Raw genomic sequence first — 15,023 nt, 5'->3', positions numbered from 1 at the left:
CCCTTGAAAGGTGCAATTCCCTGTTATCGCCCGTCCGAGACCACGACAAAATCCGCCTTGCGCGACTGCGCTACCACGAGTTCGGCATTGGGAATGTCGTTGGAAAGGGCGCGGTTTCGGGCGGTTTCGGCATCGAAACCGAAGCTGAGCCAGCGTTCGATCAGGCGACGCTCCAGCTCTGCAAAGGGCACATCCAGATAGAGCGTCATGTCGAAAAAGGGAGCAAGCTGCGTCCATGGTTGCTGATCGAGCAGCAGATAATTGCCTTCGACCAGAAGCACGCGATGCTCCGGGCCGACCACGGATGCCGCAGCGCGGGACAGCTCCAGAGAACGGTCGAAAACCGGAATGAAGATTTCGCCCTCTGCCTGTTTCAGTCGCTGCAGCAACACCGCAAATCCGGCGCAGTCGAAAGTGGGCGGCGAGCCCTTGCGGCTCAGCAATCCACGCTGATCGAGAATCCCGTCATCAAGATGGAACCCGTCCATGGGCACGACGATGGACGGCGTTTCGCCGCCCTTGTTGATGGCATGGAGCAGATAGTCGGAAATGGTGGATTTTCCGGCTCCCGGCGGGCCTGCGATGGCCACGATCAGGCGCTTGTCGGTTTCCGCCAGCCGCGCAAGAATTTCCGAAGGCAGGGCTTCGCGCTCAATAGGCGTCATGTCCGGTTTCCGTGATTCGTCCTGTCACCGTGTTAAAGGCGCAGCAACCCTGTTCAAGCGCAAGTGGTCAAGCCGCTTCCTTCGGTCTCATCGCCCCGGTCATCAGCGCCACGGCATCAGACATGGAATATTCCTTCGGGTCGATGACCGTCAGGCGGCGTCCGAGCCGGTGAATGTGGATGCGGTCGGCAACCTCGAACACATGCGGCATGTTGTGCGAGATGAGCACGATGGGCATGCCGCGCCGCTTCACGTCTTGAATAAGCTCCAGTACGCGGCGCGATTCTTTGACGCCAAGCGCCGCCGTCGGCTCGTCCATGATGACCACCTTGGAGCCGAAGGCGGCGGCACGCGCCACCGCAACGCCCTGACGCTGGCCGCCCGAAAGGGTTTCCACCGCCTGACCGATATTCTGGATCGTCATCAGGCCCAGTTCGGACAGTTTTTCGCGCGCGATCTTTTCCATCGCACCGCGATCCAGCATGCGGAACAGCGAGCCAAGCGGTCCCTTGCGGCGGATTTCGCGGCCCAGAAACAGATTGTCGGCGATGGAGAGCGCGGGCGACAAGGCAAGGTTCTGATAGACCGTCTCGATGCCCGCCTGCCGTGCTTCCATCGGTGAATGAAAGCTGACCGGCTTGCCGTCGAGCAGGATTTCCCCTTCATCCGGCTTGATCGCGCCGGACAGCGCCTTGATAAGCGAGGACTTGCCGGCGCCATTATCGCCGATGACCGCGAGAATTTCGCCGGGATAGAGATCGAAGTCGGCATGATCGAGTGCGGTGACGCGACCATAGCGCTTGACCAGATTTCTGCCCGACAGAACAGGCGTGGTGTTCGTTTTCATGCGGCAGCCTTTCTGATCCACTGGTCGATGGCGACGGCGGCAATGATGAGAACGCCGATCAGGAGATAGGTCCATTGCGGATCGGTGCCCCACAGGCGCAGCCCCAGCGAAAACACGCCGACGATCAGCGCACCGAACATGGTGCCCAGAATGGAACCGCGTCCGCCGAACAGCGAAATGCCGCCGATCACCACCGCAGTGATGGATTCGATATTGGCGAACTGGCCTGCGGTCGGCGACACAGAACCGAGACGACCGATCATCGCCCAGCCTGCAAGCGCGCAGATGATACCGGCCAGCACATAGACCGACATGAGGATCGGCTTGACCGAGACACCGGAAAGCTGTGCCGCTTCGGGATCGTCGCCAATGGCATAGACGTGCCGTCCCCAGGCGGTGTGGTTCAGCACATACCAGAACAGCAGAACCAGAAGCACCATCGCAATGACGCCATAGGTAAAGACCGCGCCGCCAAAGCGGATGCTCTCGCCGAAGAATTGCAGGATCGGCGCTTCCGCGGTGATTTCCTGTGCGCGGATCGTCTCGTTGGCGGAATAGAGGAAGTTTGTGGCGAGGATCACCTGCCACATGCCAAGCGTCACGATGAAGGGCGGAAGGCGGACATAGGCCACCAGAAAGCCGTTGATGAAGCCGCACAGCGCGCCCGTGGCAAAGCCGAACAGAACGGAAAGTTCGGCGGGAAGCCCATAGCGAAAGGTGAACTGGCCCATTACCACCGACGACAACACCATGATGGCGCCGACCGAAAGATCGATACCTGCGGTCAGGATCACAAGCGTCTGCGCCACGGCAATGATGCCGGTGATGGCGACCTGTTGCAGAATGAGGGTCAGTGCGAAGGCGGAGAAGAACTTGCCGCCAAGCGTGATGCCGAACACCAGCAGCGACAGAACGAGCACGATCAGCGGCACGGCAGCGGGATTGTGATGCAGGAAATTCCGCATCCGATAAAGCAGCGACTGGTCGCCCGCATCGAAAGAGGCGACATCAGCCGCGCTCTGCGCCAGCGTCTTTTCATAGTCCTGCATAGACGGTTTTTGTGCAGCGGAAGCCGCCTGTGGCTCACTCATGTCTGTCTCCTGCCTTCACCTGCAGAAAGGTCCGGCAAATCTTCCGATCTGCCGGGTCCGAGTTTCAGAAAGGGGATCAGCCCCAGCACTTGTCGAGTGCGGTCTTCGTGTCGATGGACGGAACGCCTTCCACCGGCTTGTCGGTGACAAGCGACACGCCGGTATCGACGAAGTCCTTGCCTTCGGTCGGCTTCGGCTTTTCACCCGTATCAGCAAACTTCTTGATCGCCTCGATACCGAGTGCCGCCATCTGCAGCGGATATTGCTGCGAAGTCGCGCCGATCACACCGGCCTCGACATTCTTCACGCCGGGGCAACCGCCATCGATGGAGACGATCAGCACGTCCTTTTCACGCCCGACAGCCTTCAGCGCCTCATAGGCACCGGCTGCGGCAGGTTCGTTGATGGTGTGGACGACATTGATGTTCGGGTCCTTCTGGAGAAGGTTTTCCATCGCGCGACGTCCGCCTTCTTCGTTGCCATCGGTCAGGTCGCGACCGGCAATGCGCGGATCATCCTCGTCACCGAGCTTGGTCTTGTCTTTCGGGTCGATGCCGAAGCCGGTGGCAAAACCCTGATCGCGCAGAACGTCGACGCTCGGCTGCGATGCGGTGAGGTTGAGAAAGGCAACCCGCGCATCCTTGGCCTTGTCACCGAGTGTTGCCGCTGCCCATTTGCCGACCAGTTCACCGGCCAGGAAATTGTCGGTTGCAAAGGTTGCGTCCGCCGCATCGGCAGGCTCAAGCGGCGTATCGAGCGCGATGATGAGCAGGCCCGCATCGCGTGCCTTCTGCAGCGACGGCACGATGCCCTTGGTGTCGGAAGCCGTGATGAGAATGCCCTTGGCGCCATCAGCAATGCAGGTTTCGATAGCTGCAACCTGGCTTTCGGAATCGCCGTCGATCTTGCCCGCATAGGTCTTGAGATTGACGCCCAGCTCCTTCGCCTTGGCGATAGCGCCTTCCTTCATCTTGACGAAGAACGGATTGGTATCGGTCTTTGTGATGAGGCACGCGCCGACATCGGCAGCATTGGCCGAACTCAGTGGAATGGCGGCAGCGCCAAGCGTGAAGGCAGCAAAGGCTGCCGACAGAACTGTCTTCTTCATGGACTCCTCCCAGATTGAAACCGGTCCTCTTCCCCCGGCAGAAGAGAAGCAAAACACGGCTTCAAAACAGAGTCAATTAATAAATCCACTTGATTTATTAATATGCTGTGTCACTCTGGAAGACGGAGGAGAGAGGATCGAAAGAGGCAGGCACCGAGCCCACTGCCGCGCCGCATGATCGGTCTTAGAGACTGAATCAAAAAGCGGCAGGCCGAGGCGAAAATGGTGATTTTCGAGTACCGGAGCGGAGCGTACTTAAAGGTACGTGAGCACCGGAACGTAGAAAGGCGCTATTTGGAGACCGGCATGGTGACTTTTGGAGCAGGCTCTTAAGCGATTGTTTTTATTTCATATCCCTCACAATGAGGGCTTTTTCTCCTCCGATGGTTGGTTTAGGAATTCCGGCATTCCATGGCTGCATTTCGAGATTGCATTCCATGGCACGGAATCTGGGAGAGGCTATGGTCAGGCATAAAGTTGAAGGCGAACCAGACAGCGGGTCTGCCGATACGCTTTCCAGCACCCTTTCTGGCACCCTTTCCGGCACTCCGGGTCCTGCCATGCTGCAATTCGCCGGGCCGGGCGCGAGCGTCAATCGCGGTTCAAACCAGATCGGCGTGCGCGCCTATAATGAGCGGCTGGTTCTGGCGCTCGTGCGCCGGCATGGCGCTTTGGCCCGCGCCGAAATTGCGCGCCTGACCGGACTTTCGGCACAAACGGTTTCCGTCATCATTCGTGCGCTGGAAAAAGACGGCCTCATTACGCAGGGCGAACGGGTGCGCGGTCGTGTCGGCCAACCTTCCATGCCGATGCGCCTTGCCGCCGACGGGGTTTTCTCCTTCGGTCTCAAGATCGGGCGGCGCAGCGCGGAAATCATCCTGATGGATTTTCTGGGAGCGATCCGCGAACGGCGGCACATTACCTATCGCTGGCCTGTACCGGGTGAAATCCGTCGCTTCGCCGTCGAGAGCGTCGCCGCTTTCACGGCAGCCCTCGAACCGGCCAAGCGCGACCGCATTGCAGGGCTCGGCATCGCATTACCCTTCGAATTGTGGAACTGGGTCGAGGAAGTGGGTGCACCTGCCGAAGATCTGGATGCATGGCTCGGCGCCGATCTCGTCGGCGATTTCGCCAAGGCGTTTTCGTTTCCGGTCTTCGTGCAGAATGACGGAACGGCAGCTTGTGGTGCGGAACTGACCTTTGGTCGCGGGCCAGAATTCACCGACTTCGTCTATTTCTTCATCGGCTCGTTCATCGGCGGCGGCGTGGTGCTGAACAACACGCTCTATCCGGGCCGCACGGGCAATGCGGGCGCGCTCGGCTCCATGCCGATGCGGATGCGCGGCACGTGGGAGCGCGGCGAAACCTTGCAGCTCATCGATACGGCTTCGCTGTTCGTCCTCGAACGCATGTTGCAGGAGCGGCACCTGCCCTCCGACGATCTGTGGCTTTCACCGGAAAACTGGCGCAACTTTGGTACGCCGCTCGATGAATGGGTAGCGCTTGCCGCACGCGGGCTGGCCCATGCAACGGTAGCTGCCGCCTCCGTGATCGACTTTCCCGCCGCCGTCATCGATGGCTGGTTGCCGGGTAATGTGCGTCACCGCATCGTGGAAGCGACCCGCGTGGAGCTTTCATGCCTCGACTTGCAGGGCCTGCGCGCGCCGAAGATCATCGAGGGCAAGGTTGGTGTGCATGCCAAGGCGATGGGCGCGGCAAGCCTGCCGCTTTCCAACCGCTATCTGTTCGACCAGAGCGTCCTGTTCAAGGATGCAGGTTAGTTCCCTTGATCGCCTTGTCGATATCTTTCTTTGGGCCGTAAAGCGCAAGGCCGACCAGATCGGGTGCGTCGGCATTTTCCGCCTTGAATACAGCGCGGTTGGCGACGTCATACCCGGTCTCGAACATGGCGCGCACATAGGGCGCACGGATAAGATCGCGCTGGATCGATTGCTGCCATGCCCGTTGCAGAACGTCCGGTGTTGCCGAGAAGATCAGCATCGGCTGGCCGAGCAGACGCGTATGCTTGCGGCCTGCCGCATCCTCATAAGGATCGCCCATGGCGTGCGGCACAGCGCCGGATATGCCGGTCGCGATAAAGGCAGTCACGTTCAGCTTCTGCCAGACAGGCAGATCATGCAGGACAAGAATGGCAACTTTTGTATCGAAAATCATGAGCTTTTCCTCTTTTCGAGGGCAGGCCTAACGGCTTTTCGCTGCAATTTCTGGAACGTTTGTGCGTCCCTTGCGATAAGCGGCAGGCGTCATGCCATAGGCGCGGCGGAACCAGCGCCCCATATGGCTCTGGTCGGCAAATCCACTGAGCGCGGCTGCTTCTGCTGGCGCCACTTTTTCGCGCAACAGGCGCCGTGCTTCAGCAAGGCGCAACTGCACCAGACAGGCATGTGGCGAGGTGCCGTATTCACGCCGGAACCCGCGTGAAAGCTGGAAACGGTCGGCGGCCCCAACCGCTTCCGCCAGTTCATCGAGGCCGAACTCCTCGTCGAAGCGCGCCCGCAGATAGTCCATCGCGCGTGCTGCGACCGGATGTGGAGCCGACCCTTTTTCTGTCACGTCCTGCCCAAGATGCCGGGCCAGATGTCGGGCAAGATGGTTCGTCACCTGATCGCGGCAGTCTTCAATCATCAGGCGCGGCGCTTCGAGGAAGATTGCCTCGCAGGCGCGGGCGACCGCATGAAACAACTGTCCGTCATCGGCCAGCGTCTCGCGAAAACCGATATGCGCATCATTGCCACCCATCGCGCTTCTGACCAGCGATTGCGGCATATAAAGCATGTTATAGGCAAAACCGTCCGCGGCGACCGCCTGCCCGTCGTGGCGTTCGCCCGGCTCGATGAGAATCACTCGCCCTGGCGTGCTCTGCCGCCGCCTGCCCCGGCAGAAAAAATCCTGCACGCCCGCATGGGTCACGCCGACGAGCCATTCGTCATGAAAATGCATGTCATAGGCATGGCTGTGAAAACGGGCCGCCACGGCTTCCAGGCCGGTGGTATCGTCGCGTTTCAGCCGCATCACATCGCGCGGGCCATTGATGGGGCGAGCATTGTCGGTCATGGCAGAATTTGTAGCATGGCCAGCGACAACCACACAGTTTGTTATTTTCAATCAATAAGTTTGATCTATGTTGTCTTGCAATGACCGCAAATGCCAACACATTGACTGCTTAATTCATTTAATCGAACGGGAAAGATATGACCGTCAAGACAATCGCCACCACGCCATACCAGGACCAGCAGCCGGGCACTTCAGGCCTGCGCAAGAAGGTTCCGGTTTTCCAGCAGCCCAATTACGCTGAAAACTTCATCCAGTCGGTTTTCGATGTGCTGGAAGGTTTTGCCGGCAAGACGCTCGTGGTCGGCGGCGACGGACGCTATTATAACCGCGAAGTGATCCAGAAGCTCATCAAGATGGCCGCCGCCAATGGCTTCGGGCGCATCATGGTGGGTCAGGGCGGCATTCTTTCGACGCCAGCCGCCTCCAACATGATCCGCAAATACAAGGCTTTCGGCGGCATGATACTTTCGGCAAGCCACAATCCTGGCGGCCCGAATGAAGATTTCGGCATCAAATACAATATCGGCAACGGCGGACCGGCACCGGAAAAGATCACCGAGGCGATCTTCGCCCGCTCCAAGGTGATCGACCAGTACAAAATTGCCGATGTCGTAGATGTCGACATCGACAAGATCGGCACGAGCCGGATCGGCGATACCGAAGTCGTCATCTTCGATCCTGTCACCGATTATGCCGAGCTGATGGAAAGCCTGTTCGATTTCGACGCAATCCGCGCCATGATCAAGGGCGGTTTCGGTCTCAAATTCGATGCCATGCATGCGGTGACCGGGCCTTACGCCAAGGAAATCTTCGAGCACCGTCTCGGCGCGCCGGAAGGCAGCGTCGTCAATTTCGTGCCCCTGCCGGATTTCGGCGGCCACCATCCGGATCCGAATCTCGTCTACGCAAAAGATCTCTATGATCTGCTCATGTCCGACCACGCGCCGGATTTCGGCGCCGCCTCCGATGGCGACGGTGATCGCAATCTCATCATCGGGCGCGGCATCTTCGTCACGCCATCCGATTCGCTTGCCATGCTGGCCGCCAATGCGCATCTGGCGCCGGGCTACAAGGACGGCATCAAGGGCATTGCCCGTTCCATGCCGACAAGTGCTGCCGCCGACCGCGTGGCTGACAAGCTCGGCATCGGCATGTTTGAAACGCCGACGGGCTGGAAGTTCTTCGGCAATCTGCTCGACAATGGCAAGGTCACGATTTGCGGCGAGGAAAGCTCCGGCACCGGGTCCGACCATGTGCGCGAGAAGGATGGCCTGTGGGCCGTACTGCTCTGGCTCAATATTCTGGCGGTGCGCAAGGAAAGCGTGAAAGACATCGTCGAGGAACATTGGGCGCGTTTCGGGCGCAATTATTACACCCGCCACGACTATGAAGCTGTCGATTCCGATATCGCCAAACAACTGGTGGCCGATCTTCGCGGCAAGCTTGCAAGCCTGCCCGGCACGACTGTCAATGGCCTCACAATCGAGAAGGCCGACGACTTCGCCTATCACGATCCGGTCGACGGCTCGATCAGCGAACATCAGGGCATCCGCATCTATTTCCCGGATGGCGGTCGTGTGGTGCTGCGCCTGTCCGGCACCGGTACGTCAGGTGCTACCATCCGCATCTATGTCGAGCGCTATGAAGCGGACACCACCAGGCACAATCTCGACACGCAGGAAACGCTGGCCCCATTCATCGACGCGGCAGAACAGATCGCCGAGGTGAAAAAGCGCAGCGGGCGGACAGAGCCGAGCGTTATCACCTGACAAAAGAAAAAGGGCCGTTTCCGGCCCTTTTTTTCATTCGAAGACAATCGCCGGCGCGGGCTTTCCAGCCCCCTTGCCGCCCTTCATGTTGTCCCAGACCTTGCGGGCGATCTCGCGATAGATTTTCGCGTGTTCGCTGTCCGGTTCATGGACGGTGATCGGCGTGCCCGCATCCGAATAGGCGCGCACATCCATATGCAGCGGCACTTCGCCCAGGAACGGCACCTCGAGACGCTCCGCCTCCCTGCGCGCGCCGCCATTGCCGAAAATATCGTAGCGCGCGCCAGTATCAGGCGCGATGAAGTAGCTCATGTTCTCGACGATGCCCAGAAGCGGGACATCCACCTTGCGGAACATGTTCAAGCCCTTGCGCGCGTCGATCAACGCCAGGTCCTGTGGTGTCGAAACGACCACGGCACCCGCCAGCGGCACCTGCTGCGCCATGGTGAGCTGTGCGTCGCCGGTGCCCGGCGGCATGTCGACCACCAGAACGTCCAGTTCGCCCCAGGCCACTTCGCGCAGCATCTGCGTCAGCGCCGACATGACCATCGGCCCGCGCCAGATCATCGGCGTTTCCTCATCGACCATGAAGCCCATCGACATGACCTTGATGCCGTAATTTTCCATCGGCTTCAGGATGCGGCCCTCGACCGTTTCCGGACGGCCGGAAAGGCCGAGCAGGCGCGGCATGGACGGTCCGTAAATATCGGCATCGAGAATGCCGACCTTCAGCCCGTTGGCGGCAAGACCGAGCGCAAGATTGACCGCGGTGGTGGACTTGCCGACGCCACCCTTGCCCGATGCGACAGCAATGATCGCGCCAACGCCCGGTATGCCGGGCTTGGTCGCTGCGCGCTGCGGCTGTGGCGGGTGGCGATGCTGAACCGGAGCGGCTGCAGGTCTGGCCTGCGGCTTTGGTGGTGGGGGCGCATCGTCGCTGGTACGTCCGCCTTTCTTTTCGGCGGTGAGCGTGACCAGCGCGCCAGTGACGCCCGGAATTTCCTTCACGGCCTTTTCAGCGGCAAGCCGCATCGGCTCCAGCGCATCGGCGCGTGCTGCCGGAACCGTGATGGAGAAGAAAACCTTGCCGTCGGCAATAAAGATATCCGACACCAATCCGAGCGACACAACATCGCTTTCGAAATCCGGTCCCGTCACGGTCTTCAGCCGTTCCTGAACCTGTTCGCGTGTTACGCTTGTCATTTCGATTCCTTTAATGAAGGCAGCAAGGGAATACCGGAGTAAGGAAGTATGTCCGATGTAAGAACATATTGCCCTACTCCCCTATTCCCTTTTCATCAAAAGGCCAATGCCCGTTTCAGGCCTCTGTCAGGCTGCCTCCTCGCAGACGGCAGCCTCGGGACGATGACCCATGAGATAGAGCGCGCAGGTGGTGCGCAGCATGGAGGCAAAATTCGGGATCGCGCCATTGGCCTCCAGCGCTTCGTCGTAAAGCGTCGATATGAAGCGGGGCGTGGTCAGGTTCTGGCTGGCCGCGATCTCATCCAGCAGGCGCCAGAAGGTGGCCTCCAGCTGAATGCTGGTGGAATGACCGCCTATGCGCACGGAGCGATTGATCTGCCGGTAGCCTTCCGGGTCCTGCTCGGCGAAAACCTTGCACATGGGTTCCTCCCTTCATTAAGAGCACGAACTTGGCTGTGGTAGCCGATTGCCACCACGCCGTCGCTTTTTCTTTCATAATCGACAACCAGCAAGACAATCGCAAGCCGCTTTTGAGGAAGCGGCAAAAGAAACAGGAGTAGCTTGTGGCTAAAGCCATTCATTCGATGATCCGTGTTCTCGACGAGGAAAAATCCGTTTCCTTCTATAATCAGGCTTTTGGCCTCGATATTGCCGAGCGCATTGATTTCGAAACCTTCACGCTGATCTATCTGCGCAATGCCGAAGCCGATTTCGAAGTCGAGCTGACGGTCAACAAGGGCCGTACCGAGCCTTACAATCTGGGCGATGGCTATGGTCATCTCGCCGTGGCGGTCGATGACGTCGATGCCGAACATGCCCGTTTCACGGAACTTGGCTTCAAGGTCGGCAAGCTTGTCGATTTCAAGAATAACGGCGTGCAGCTTGCCCGCTTCTTCTTCGCGGAAGATCCGGACGGCTACAAGATCGAAGTTCTGCAACGGGGCGGCCGCTACCAGTAAGCCGCTCCCTATCGTCTTTTCTGGCCGGGAGGAGCCGCCATGGAAGACGGGAAAGCCAGCATTCCCGGTGGTGAGAATCTCCGGGAACGCATAGCCAGCCCGCCCATTCCGGACGGGCAAGCAAAGGAGGAGAACCGAATGACTACCGTTTTTGACGGTCTTTCCACCCGAGAGAAAAAGACACTGTCCCGCCGCGATATTCTCAAGCGCGGCGCAGGCCTCAGCCTCGGCGCCATGCTCGTTGTCAGCGGCAATGCCGTTATCTGCCCGCAATTCGCATGGGCGCTTGAAACCACCACGCTCAAGCCCGAAACCATGGCGACCCTGATCCAGCTTGCGCGCGACATCTATCCGCATGACAAGCTTCCCGACCGTTTCTATGCCATTGCCGTCAAACCTTATGACGCGGATTCCGCCAAGGACGAGACGCTCAAAAAGCTGATCGAGGACGGTGTTGCCGATTTGAACAAGCGGGCTGGAGCCGGAGGCTATCTGGGGCTTGGCTGGGAGGAAGAGCGCGTCGCGATCCTGCGCGAGATCGAGAAAAGCCCCTTCTTCCATAAGGTGCGCAGCGGGCTTGTGACCGGCCTTTATAACCAGAAGGATATCTGGCCGCTCTTCGGCTACGAGGGCGAAGCCTATTCCAAGGGCGGTTACATCCAGCGCGGCTTCGACGATATCGAATGGCTCTAGGCGCCCCCGGCGCAGGACATACCAATTTCAAAGCGGCACCACCGTCCTGCAAGCGCCTTGCGTTTTGCGGAAACGGGAAAGCATTGGGAGGAAACAATGGCTGCTCCATACAATCTCAAGGACGACAAGGTCGTCGTTATCATCGGCTCGGGCGCTGGCGGCGGCACGCTCGGCAACGAACTGGCCCAGAAAGGCATCGACGTCGTCATTCTCGAAGCCGGAAAACGCCACGAGTTCGAAGATTTTATCAATGATGAATGGGATAGTTTTGCCCAGCTCGCCTGGCTCGACAAGCGCACGACATCGGGCAGCTGGCGCGTGGCGAACGATTTCCCGAACCTGCCCGCATGGATCGTGAAGGCTGTCGGCGGCACCACCACCCACTGGGCTGGTGCATCCTTGCGTTTTCAGGATTACGAGTTCGAGACCCTGACCCATTACGGCAAGATCGAAGGGGCAAATCTGCTCGACTGGCCGATCACGCTGGCCGATCTGGAGCCTTACTACGCCAAGGCCGAGGACAAGATGGGGGTCACCCGCACCAACGGCATTGAGGGTCTGCCCGGCAACAATAATTTCAAGGTTATGAAAGCCGGTGCCGACAAGCTCGGCTACAAGGAATGCCATACGGGTCGCATGGCTATCAATTCCGCCCCGCGCGACGACCGCATGGCCTGCCAGCAGACCGGCTTCTGCTTTCAGGGCTGCAAATGGGGCGCAAAATGGTCGACGCTCTATACGGAAATTCCCAAGGGCGAGGAAACCGGCAGGCTGGAAGTTCGCCCGGAATGCACGGCGCTCAAGATCGAGCACAATGCGGCAGGCAAGGTGACGGGCGTGCTCTATGCCGACAAGGATGGCAAGCAGCACTTGCAGAAGGCGCGCGTCGTCTGCGTGGCAGGCAATTCGATTGAAAGCCCGCGCCTTCTGCTCAATTCGGCTTCGTCGAAATTCCCGGACGGCCTCGCCAATTCGTCAGGACAGGTCGGGCGCAACTATATGCGCCACACGACCGGTTCGGTCTATGCCTCGTTTGAAAAGCCGGTTCACATGTATCGCGGCACCACCATGGCAGGCATCATCCGCGATGAGGCTGCGCATAATCCGAAACGAGGCTTCGTCGGCGGCTATGAGATGGAAACCGTTTCGCTTGGCCTGCCTTTCATGGCTGCCTTCCTCAATCCGGGCGGTTGGGGGCGCAGCTTCACCTCGGCACTCGACGATTATGTCAACATGGCCGGTCTCTGGATCGTCGGCGAAGACATGCCGCAGGAGAAAAACCGCATCACGCTGAGCAAGGACGTGAAGGACGAACACGGCTTGCCGGTTCCCGACGTCTATTACGACGATCACCCGAACGATATCGCCATGCGCGATCATGCCTATGCGCAGGGCAAGGCGCTTTATGAGGCCGTTGGTGCCGTCCGTACCTTCCCGACCCCACCCTATCCGTCAACGCATAATCTGGGCACCAACCGGATGAGCGAAAAGCCGCAGGATGGCGTCGTGAACAAGCACGGACAGACGCATGACATCAAGAATCTGTTCGTTTCCGATGGCAGCCAGTTCACAACCGGCGGCGCGGAAAACCCGACCCTGACCATCGTAGCTCTCGCTATCCGTCAGGCTGATTATATCGCGGAACAGATGAAGAAGCGGGCGATCTGACCTCGATATCTATTCTCCCGACCGCTGAAAAACAGAAACGGCGCGACCAATTCGCGCCGTTTCTGTTTGATGCTTGGCAAAGACAGCTCCTTTAGGCTAGGTAAATTCGGCTTGAATGGAGAAGCTTTGAGTTGAAGACAAGCATCGGCCAATATCGGATATCCTTGGCTATACGCGTCCTTAGCGTATTCGCCCTGATGTTCGTCGCCTTTGCGCACAAGCCCATCGACCTCAATGCGCCCGACAGCTACCTGCTTGCCCAATACCAGTTGCCTGATGGAACCTACCCGGTGCTCTGCATCGGCGATCATGGTTCCGATCCCAACCATCAGGGTCACGACAAGCATCTGAGCAACAATAGTTGCGAAGCCTGCCGGATTTCATCGGCCTTCCTGTGCCCTGCGCCTACGGGTTCAACCGGTGCAGCCCCGCATATCGCCATGGCGGATGGCATCGTGCCGCCGCAACCGATCCTGCAGCACAACACCTATCCGCCATCGGCACCGCCGCAAGCGCCGCCGCTCGCCTGAATAATATCGTTTGAGCGAATGCGCTCCCCGGATCGCATTCGGGAATGAAACGCGCCTGAACCCTGTTCCCCCGAACTTGGCGTCGGCGTGCCTTCCAATGATTATTCAGGTTTGACACAATGAAGAACTATCGTCTTTTCGCCTCCGCCATCTCGATTGCCGCACTGTGCGCCTCTGCTGGCCTGGCCCAAGCCCACTCCTCCCTCGACCAGAGCGAAGCCAAGGCAGGCGGCTTCTACAAGGCAACCTTCCGCGTACCGCATGGCTGCGACGGCAAGGCCACGACTGAAGTGAAGGTCGAGCTGCCTGAAGGCTTCATTTCGGCCCAGCCGCAGGTCAAGGCGGGCTGGAAGATCGAGACCGTCAAGGGTGACTATGCCCAGAGCTACAAGGTGCACGGCAAGGATGTGACTTCCGGCGTCCGCGAAGTCCGCTTCACCGATGGCAACCTGCCCGGTGATTTCTACGACGAGTTCACCGTTGTCGGCCAGCTCGCCAAGTTCGACAAGGACACCACCCTCTCCTTTCCCGTGACGCAGGTCTGCGGAAGCGACGCTTCGGTTGCGTGGACGGAAGTGCCCAAGGATGGCCAGAACCCGCACGATCTGGCGCATCCGGCACCGCAGCTGCTCGTGAAGGCCGCGGGCGCTGACGATGGGCACGGCGGCCATGGTGGGCACGACAAGATGGGCCAGATGGATGGGGCCTCCATGCAGGCAGCAATGCCGACGAAGCTTGGCGAACTGGAAATCACGGCACCTTCGGTGCGCGCCATGGTTCCCGGTGCCAAGGTTGCAGGCGGGTTCATGACCATCGCCAATGACGGCAAGGATGCCGACAAGCTGGTCTCCGTCACCACCGGCGGTGTCAAGCGCGTCGAAATCCATGAGATGTCGATGCAGAACGACGTGATGAAGATGCGCCAGCTTGAAGGCGGTCTGGATATTCCGGCAGGCGAGAAGGTCGAGCTGAAGTCCGGTGGTTATCACCTCATGTTCATCCAGCCGGAAAAGCCATACAAGGAAGGCGAGACCGTTCCTGTCACGTTGGAATTCGAAAAGGCCGGCAAGGTCACAATCGACTTCCCCGTCACCGCCCAAAGCGGTCAAAAGGGCGGCCAGAAAGATGGAGAGCATTCGGGTCACTAGAGCGCGTTTCGATCTGACTGAATCAGATCAGCGCGTCTCGGCTTTTTGTTCTAAAGCGCATCCTGAAAACCGTTTCATACTTTGCGGGATGCGCTCCAGCACTACAGTTGCAAATTCGTCAGACCGTGGCGAGAAGAGTGATTTTCGAGTACCAGAGCGGAGCGTGCTTCCAGGCATAGTCCCGAAAAGTTGCAGACTTTTCGGATAAGGCTATGCGCCAGAGAAAGCTACGTGAGCACCGGAACGGGGAAGATTGCTCTTTGCAAC

15 protein-coding genes are annotated in these 15,023 nt (G+C 59.1%); 7 read left to right on the top strand and 8 right to left on the bottom strand.

Translation table 11 applies throughout. The features are described from left to right. Positions 1-23: 23 nt before the first annotated feature. The 4 genes from OANT_RS00370 to OANT_RS00355 all read right to left on the bottom strand — a co-directional run bounded on the left by OANT_RS00370 (position 24) and on the right by OANT_RS00355 (position 3,711). On the bottom strand, positions 24-665 hold the full coding sequence (locus OANT_RS00370) for a nucleoside/nucleotide kinase family protein (RefSeq protein WP_011982303.1): 642 nt from the start codon (positions 663-665) through the stop codon (positions 24-26). A 67-nt stretch (positions 666-732) separates the two neighbouring features. Next, positions 733-1,512, bottom strand: coding sequence for an ATP-binding cassette domain-containing protein (locus tag OANT_RS00365; protein ID WP_011982302.1), 780 nt, complete (start codon positions 1,510-1,512; stop codon positions 733-735). After that, positions 1,509-2,603: an ABC transporter permease gene (locus tag OANT_RS00360; protein ID WP_011982301.1), complete on the bottom strand. Its 1,095-nt coding sequence runs from the start codon at positions 2,601-2,603 to the stop codon at positions 1,509-1,511. The genes OANT_RS00365 and OANT_RS00360 overlap by 4 nt, the downstream gene beginning before the upstream one ends. Before the next feature lie 76 nt (positions 2,604-2,679). Beyond that, positions 2,680-3,711: a sugar ABC transporter substrate-binding protein gene (locus OANT_RS00355; RefSeq protein WP_011982300.1), complete on the bottom strand. Its 1,032-nt coding sequence runs from the start codon at positions 3,709-3,711 to the stop codon at positions 2,680-2,682. A gap of 461 nt (positions 3,712-4,172) precedes the next feature. Between OANT_RS00355 and OANT_RS00350 the strand changes: the two genes are divergently transcribed. Next, positions 4,173-5,492 (top strand): ROK family protein, encoded by a 1,320-nt coding sequence (locus OANT_RS00350; RefSeq protein WP_011982299.1) that lies wholly within the window; start codon positions 4,173-4,175, stop codon positions 5,490-5,492. Here OANT_RS00350 and OANT_RS00345 read toward each other — a convergent pair. Next, positions 5,476-5,886, bottom strand: coding sequence for a DUF2000 domain-containing protein (locus tag OANT_RS00345; protein ID WP_011982298.1), 411 nt, complete (start codon positions 5,884-5,886; stop codon positions 5,476-5,478). The two genes, OANT_RS00350 and OANT_RS00345, sit on opposite strands and share 17 nt — an antisense overlap. Before the next feature lie 27 nt (positions 5,887-5,913). Then, positions 5,914-6,786, bottom strand: a complete 873-nt coding sequence (locus OANT_RS00340; RefSeq protein ID WP_011982297.1) for an AraC family transcriptional regulator — start codon at positions 6,784-6,786, stop codon at positions 5,914-5,916. Positions 6,787-6,923: 137 nt separating this feature from the next. Here OANT_RS00340 and OANT_RS00335 point away from each other — a divergent pair, with 137 nt between their 5' ends. After that, positions 6,924-8,555 carry an alpha-D-glucose phosphate-specific phosphoglucomutase gene (locus tag OANT_RS00335; RefSeq protein WP_011982296.1) on the top strand — a complete coding sequence of 544 codons (1,632 nt, stop codon included), beginning with the start codon at positions 6,924-6,926 and terminating at the stop codon, positions 8,553-8,555. Between the two features lie 33 nt (positions 8,556-8,588). Here the strand turns inward: OANT_RS00335 and apbC are convergent, their stop codons facing one another. Continuing rightward, positions 8,589-9,758, bottom strand: a complete 1,170-nt coding sequence (gene apbC, locus OANT_RS00330; protein ID WP_011982295.1) for an iron-sulfur cluster carrier protein ApbC — start codon at positions 9,756-9,758, stop codon at positions 8,589-8,591. 126 nt (positions 9,759-9,884) lie between these two features. After that, positions 9,885-10,178 (bottom strand): ribbon-helix-helix domain-containing protein, encoded by a 294-nt coding sequence (locus OANT_RS00325; RefSeq protein WP_006471202.1) that lies wholly within the window; start codon positions 10,176-10,178, stop codon positions 9,885-9,887. Positions 10,179-10,321: 143 nt separating this feature from the next. Between OANT_RS00325 and OANT_RS00320 the strand changes: the two genes are divergently transcribed. From OANT_RS00320 to OANT_RS00300, 5 genes are all read left to right on the top strand, one after another. Further along, on the top strand, positions 10,322-10,717 hold the full coding sequence (locus OANT_RS00320) for a VOC family protein (protein WP_011982294.1): 396 nt from the start codon (positions 10,322-10,324) through the stop codon (positions 10,715-10,717). 138 nt (positions 10,718-10,855) lie between these two features. Next, positions 10,856-11,410, top strand: coding sequence for a hypothetical protein (locus OANT_RS00315; RefSeq protein ID WP_011982293.1), 555 nt, complete (start codon positions 10,856-10,858; stop codon positions 11,408-11,410). A gap of 96 nt (positions 11,411-11,506) precedes the next feature. After that, on the top strand, positions 11,507-13,078 hold the full coding sequence (locus OANT_RS00310; protein ID WP_011982292.1) for a GMC family oxidoreductase: 1,572 nt from the start codon (positions 11,507-11,509) through the stop codon (positions 13,076-13,078). Positions 13,079-13,209: 131 nt separating this feature from the next. Beyond that, complete coding sequence (locus OANT_RS00305; RefSeq protein WP_011982291.1) at positions 13,210-13,608, top strand: hypothetical protein; 399 nt, start codon at positions 13,210-13,212, stop codon at positions 13,606-13,608. A 119-nt stretch (positions 13,609-13,727) separates the two neighbouring features. Continuing rightward, on the top strand, positions 13,728-14,756 hold the full coding sequence (locus OANT_RS00300) for a DUF1775 domain-containing protein (RefSeq protein ID WP_011982290.1): 1,029 nt from the start codon (positions 13,728-13,730) through the stop codon (positions 14,754-14,756). The last annotated feature ends 267 nt before the right edge of the window (positions 14,757-15,023 follow it).

It is taken from the genome of Brucella anthropi ATCC 49188, from assembly GCF_000017405.1.
GTDB lineage: Bacteria > Pseudomonadota > Alphaproteobacteria > Rhizobiales > Rhizobiaceae > Brucella > Brucella anthropi.
The sequence above is the reverse complement of the archived record's forward strand: the minus strand, read 5'-3'. Positions and strand labels throughout refer to the sequence as shown.

Coding starts and splice junctions, on each gene's coding strand:
- OANT_RS00335 (WP_011982296.1), top strand. CDS start 6,924: ATGACCGTCAAGACAATCGCCACCACGCCATACCAGGACCAGCAGCCG.
- OANT_RS00355 (WP_011982300.1), bottom strand. CDS start 3,711: ATGAAGAAGACAGTTCTGTCGGCAGCCTTTGCTGCCTTCACGCTTGGC.
- OANT_RS00350 (WP_011982299.1), top strand. CDS start 4,173: ATGGTCAGGCATAAAGTTGAAGGCGAACCAGACAGCGGGTCTGCCGAT.
- OANT_RS00360 (WP_011982301.1), bottom strand. CDS start 2,603: ATGAGTGAGCCACAGGCGGCTTCCGCTGCACAAAAACCGTCTATGCAG.
- apbC (WP_011982295.1), bottom strand. CDS start 9,758: ATGACAAGCGTAACACGCGAACAGGTTCAGGAACGGCTGAAGACCGTG.
- OANT_RS00345 (WP_011982298.1), bottom strand. CDS start 5,886: ATGATTTTCGATACAAAAGTTGCCATTCTTGTCCTGCATGATCTGCCT.
- OANT_RS00370 (WP_011982303.1), bottom strand. CDS start 665: ATGACGCCTATTGAGCGCGAAGCCCTGCCTTCGGAAATTCTTGCGCGG.
- OANT_RS00340 (WP_011982297.1), bottom strand. CDS start 6,786: ATGACCGACAATGCTCGCCCCATCAATGGCCCGCGCGATGTGATGCGG.
- OANT_RS00365 (WP_011982302.1), bottom strand. CDS start 1,512: ATGAAAACGAACACCACGCCTGTTCTGTCGGGCAGAAATCTGGTCAAG.
- OANT_RS00315 (WP_011982293.1), top strand. CDS start 10,856: ATGACTACCGTTTTTGACGGTCTTTCCACCCGAGAGAAAAAGACACTG.
- OANT_RS00325 (WP_006471202.1), bottom strand. CDS start 10,178: ATGTGCAAGGTTTTCGCCGAGCAGGACCCGGAAGGCTACCGGCAGATC.
- OANT_RS00300 (WP_011982290.1), top strand. CDS start 13,728: ATGAAGAACTATCGTCTTTTCGCCTCCGCCATCTCGATTGCCGCACTG.
- OANT_RS00310 (WP_011982292.1), top strand. CDS start 11,507: ATGGCTGCTCCATACAATCTCAAGGACGACAAGGTCGTCGTTATCATC.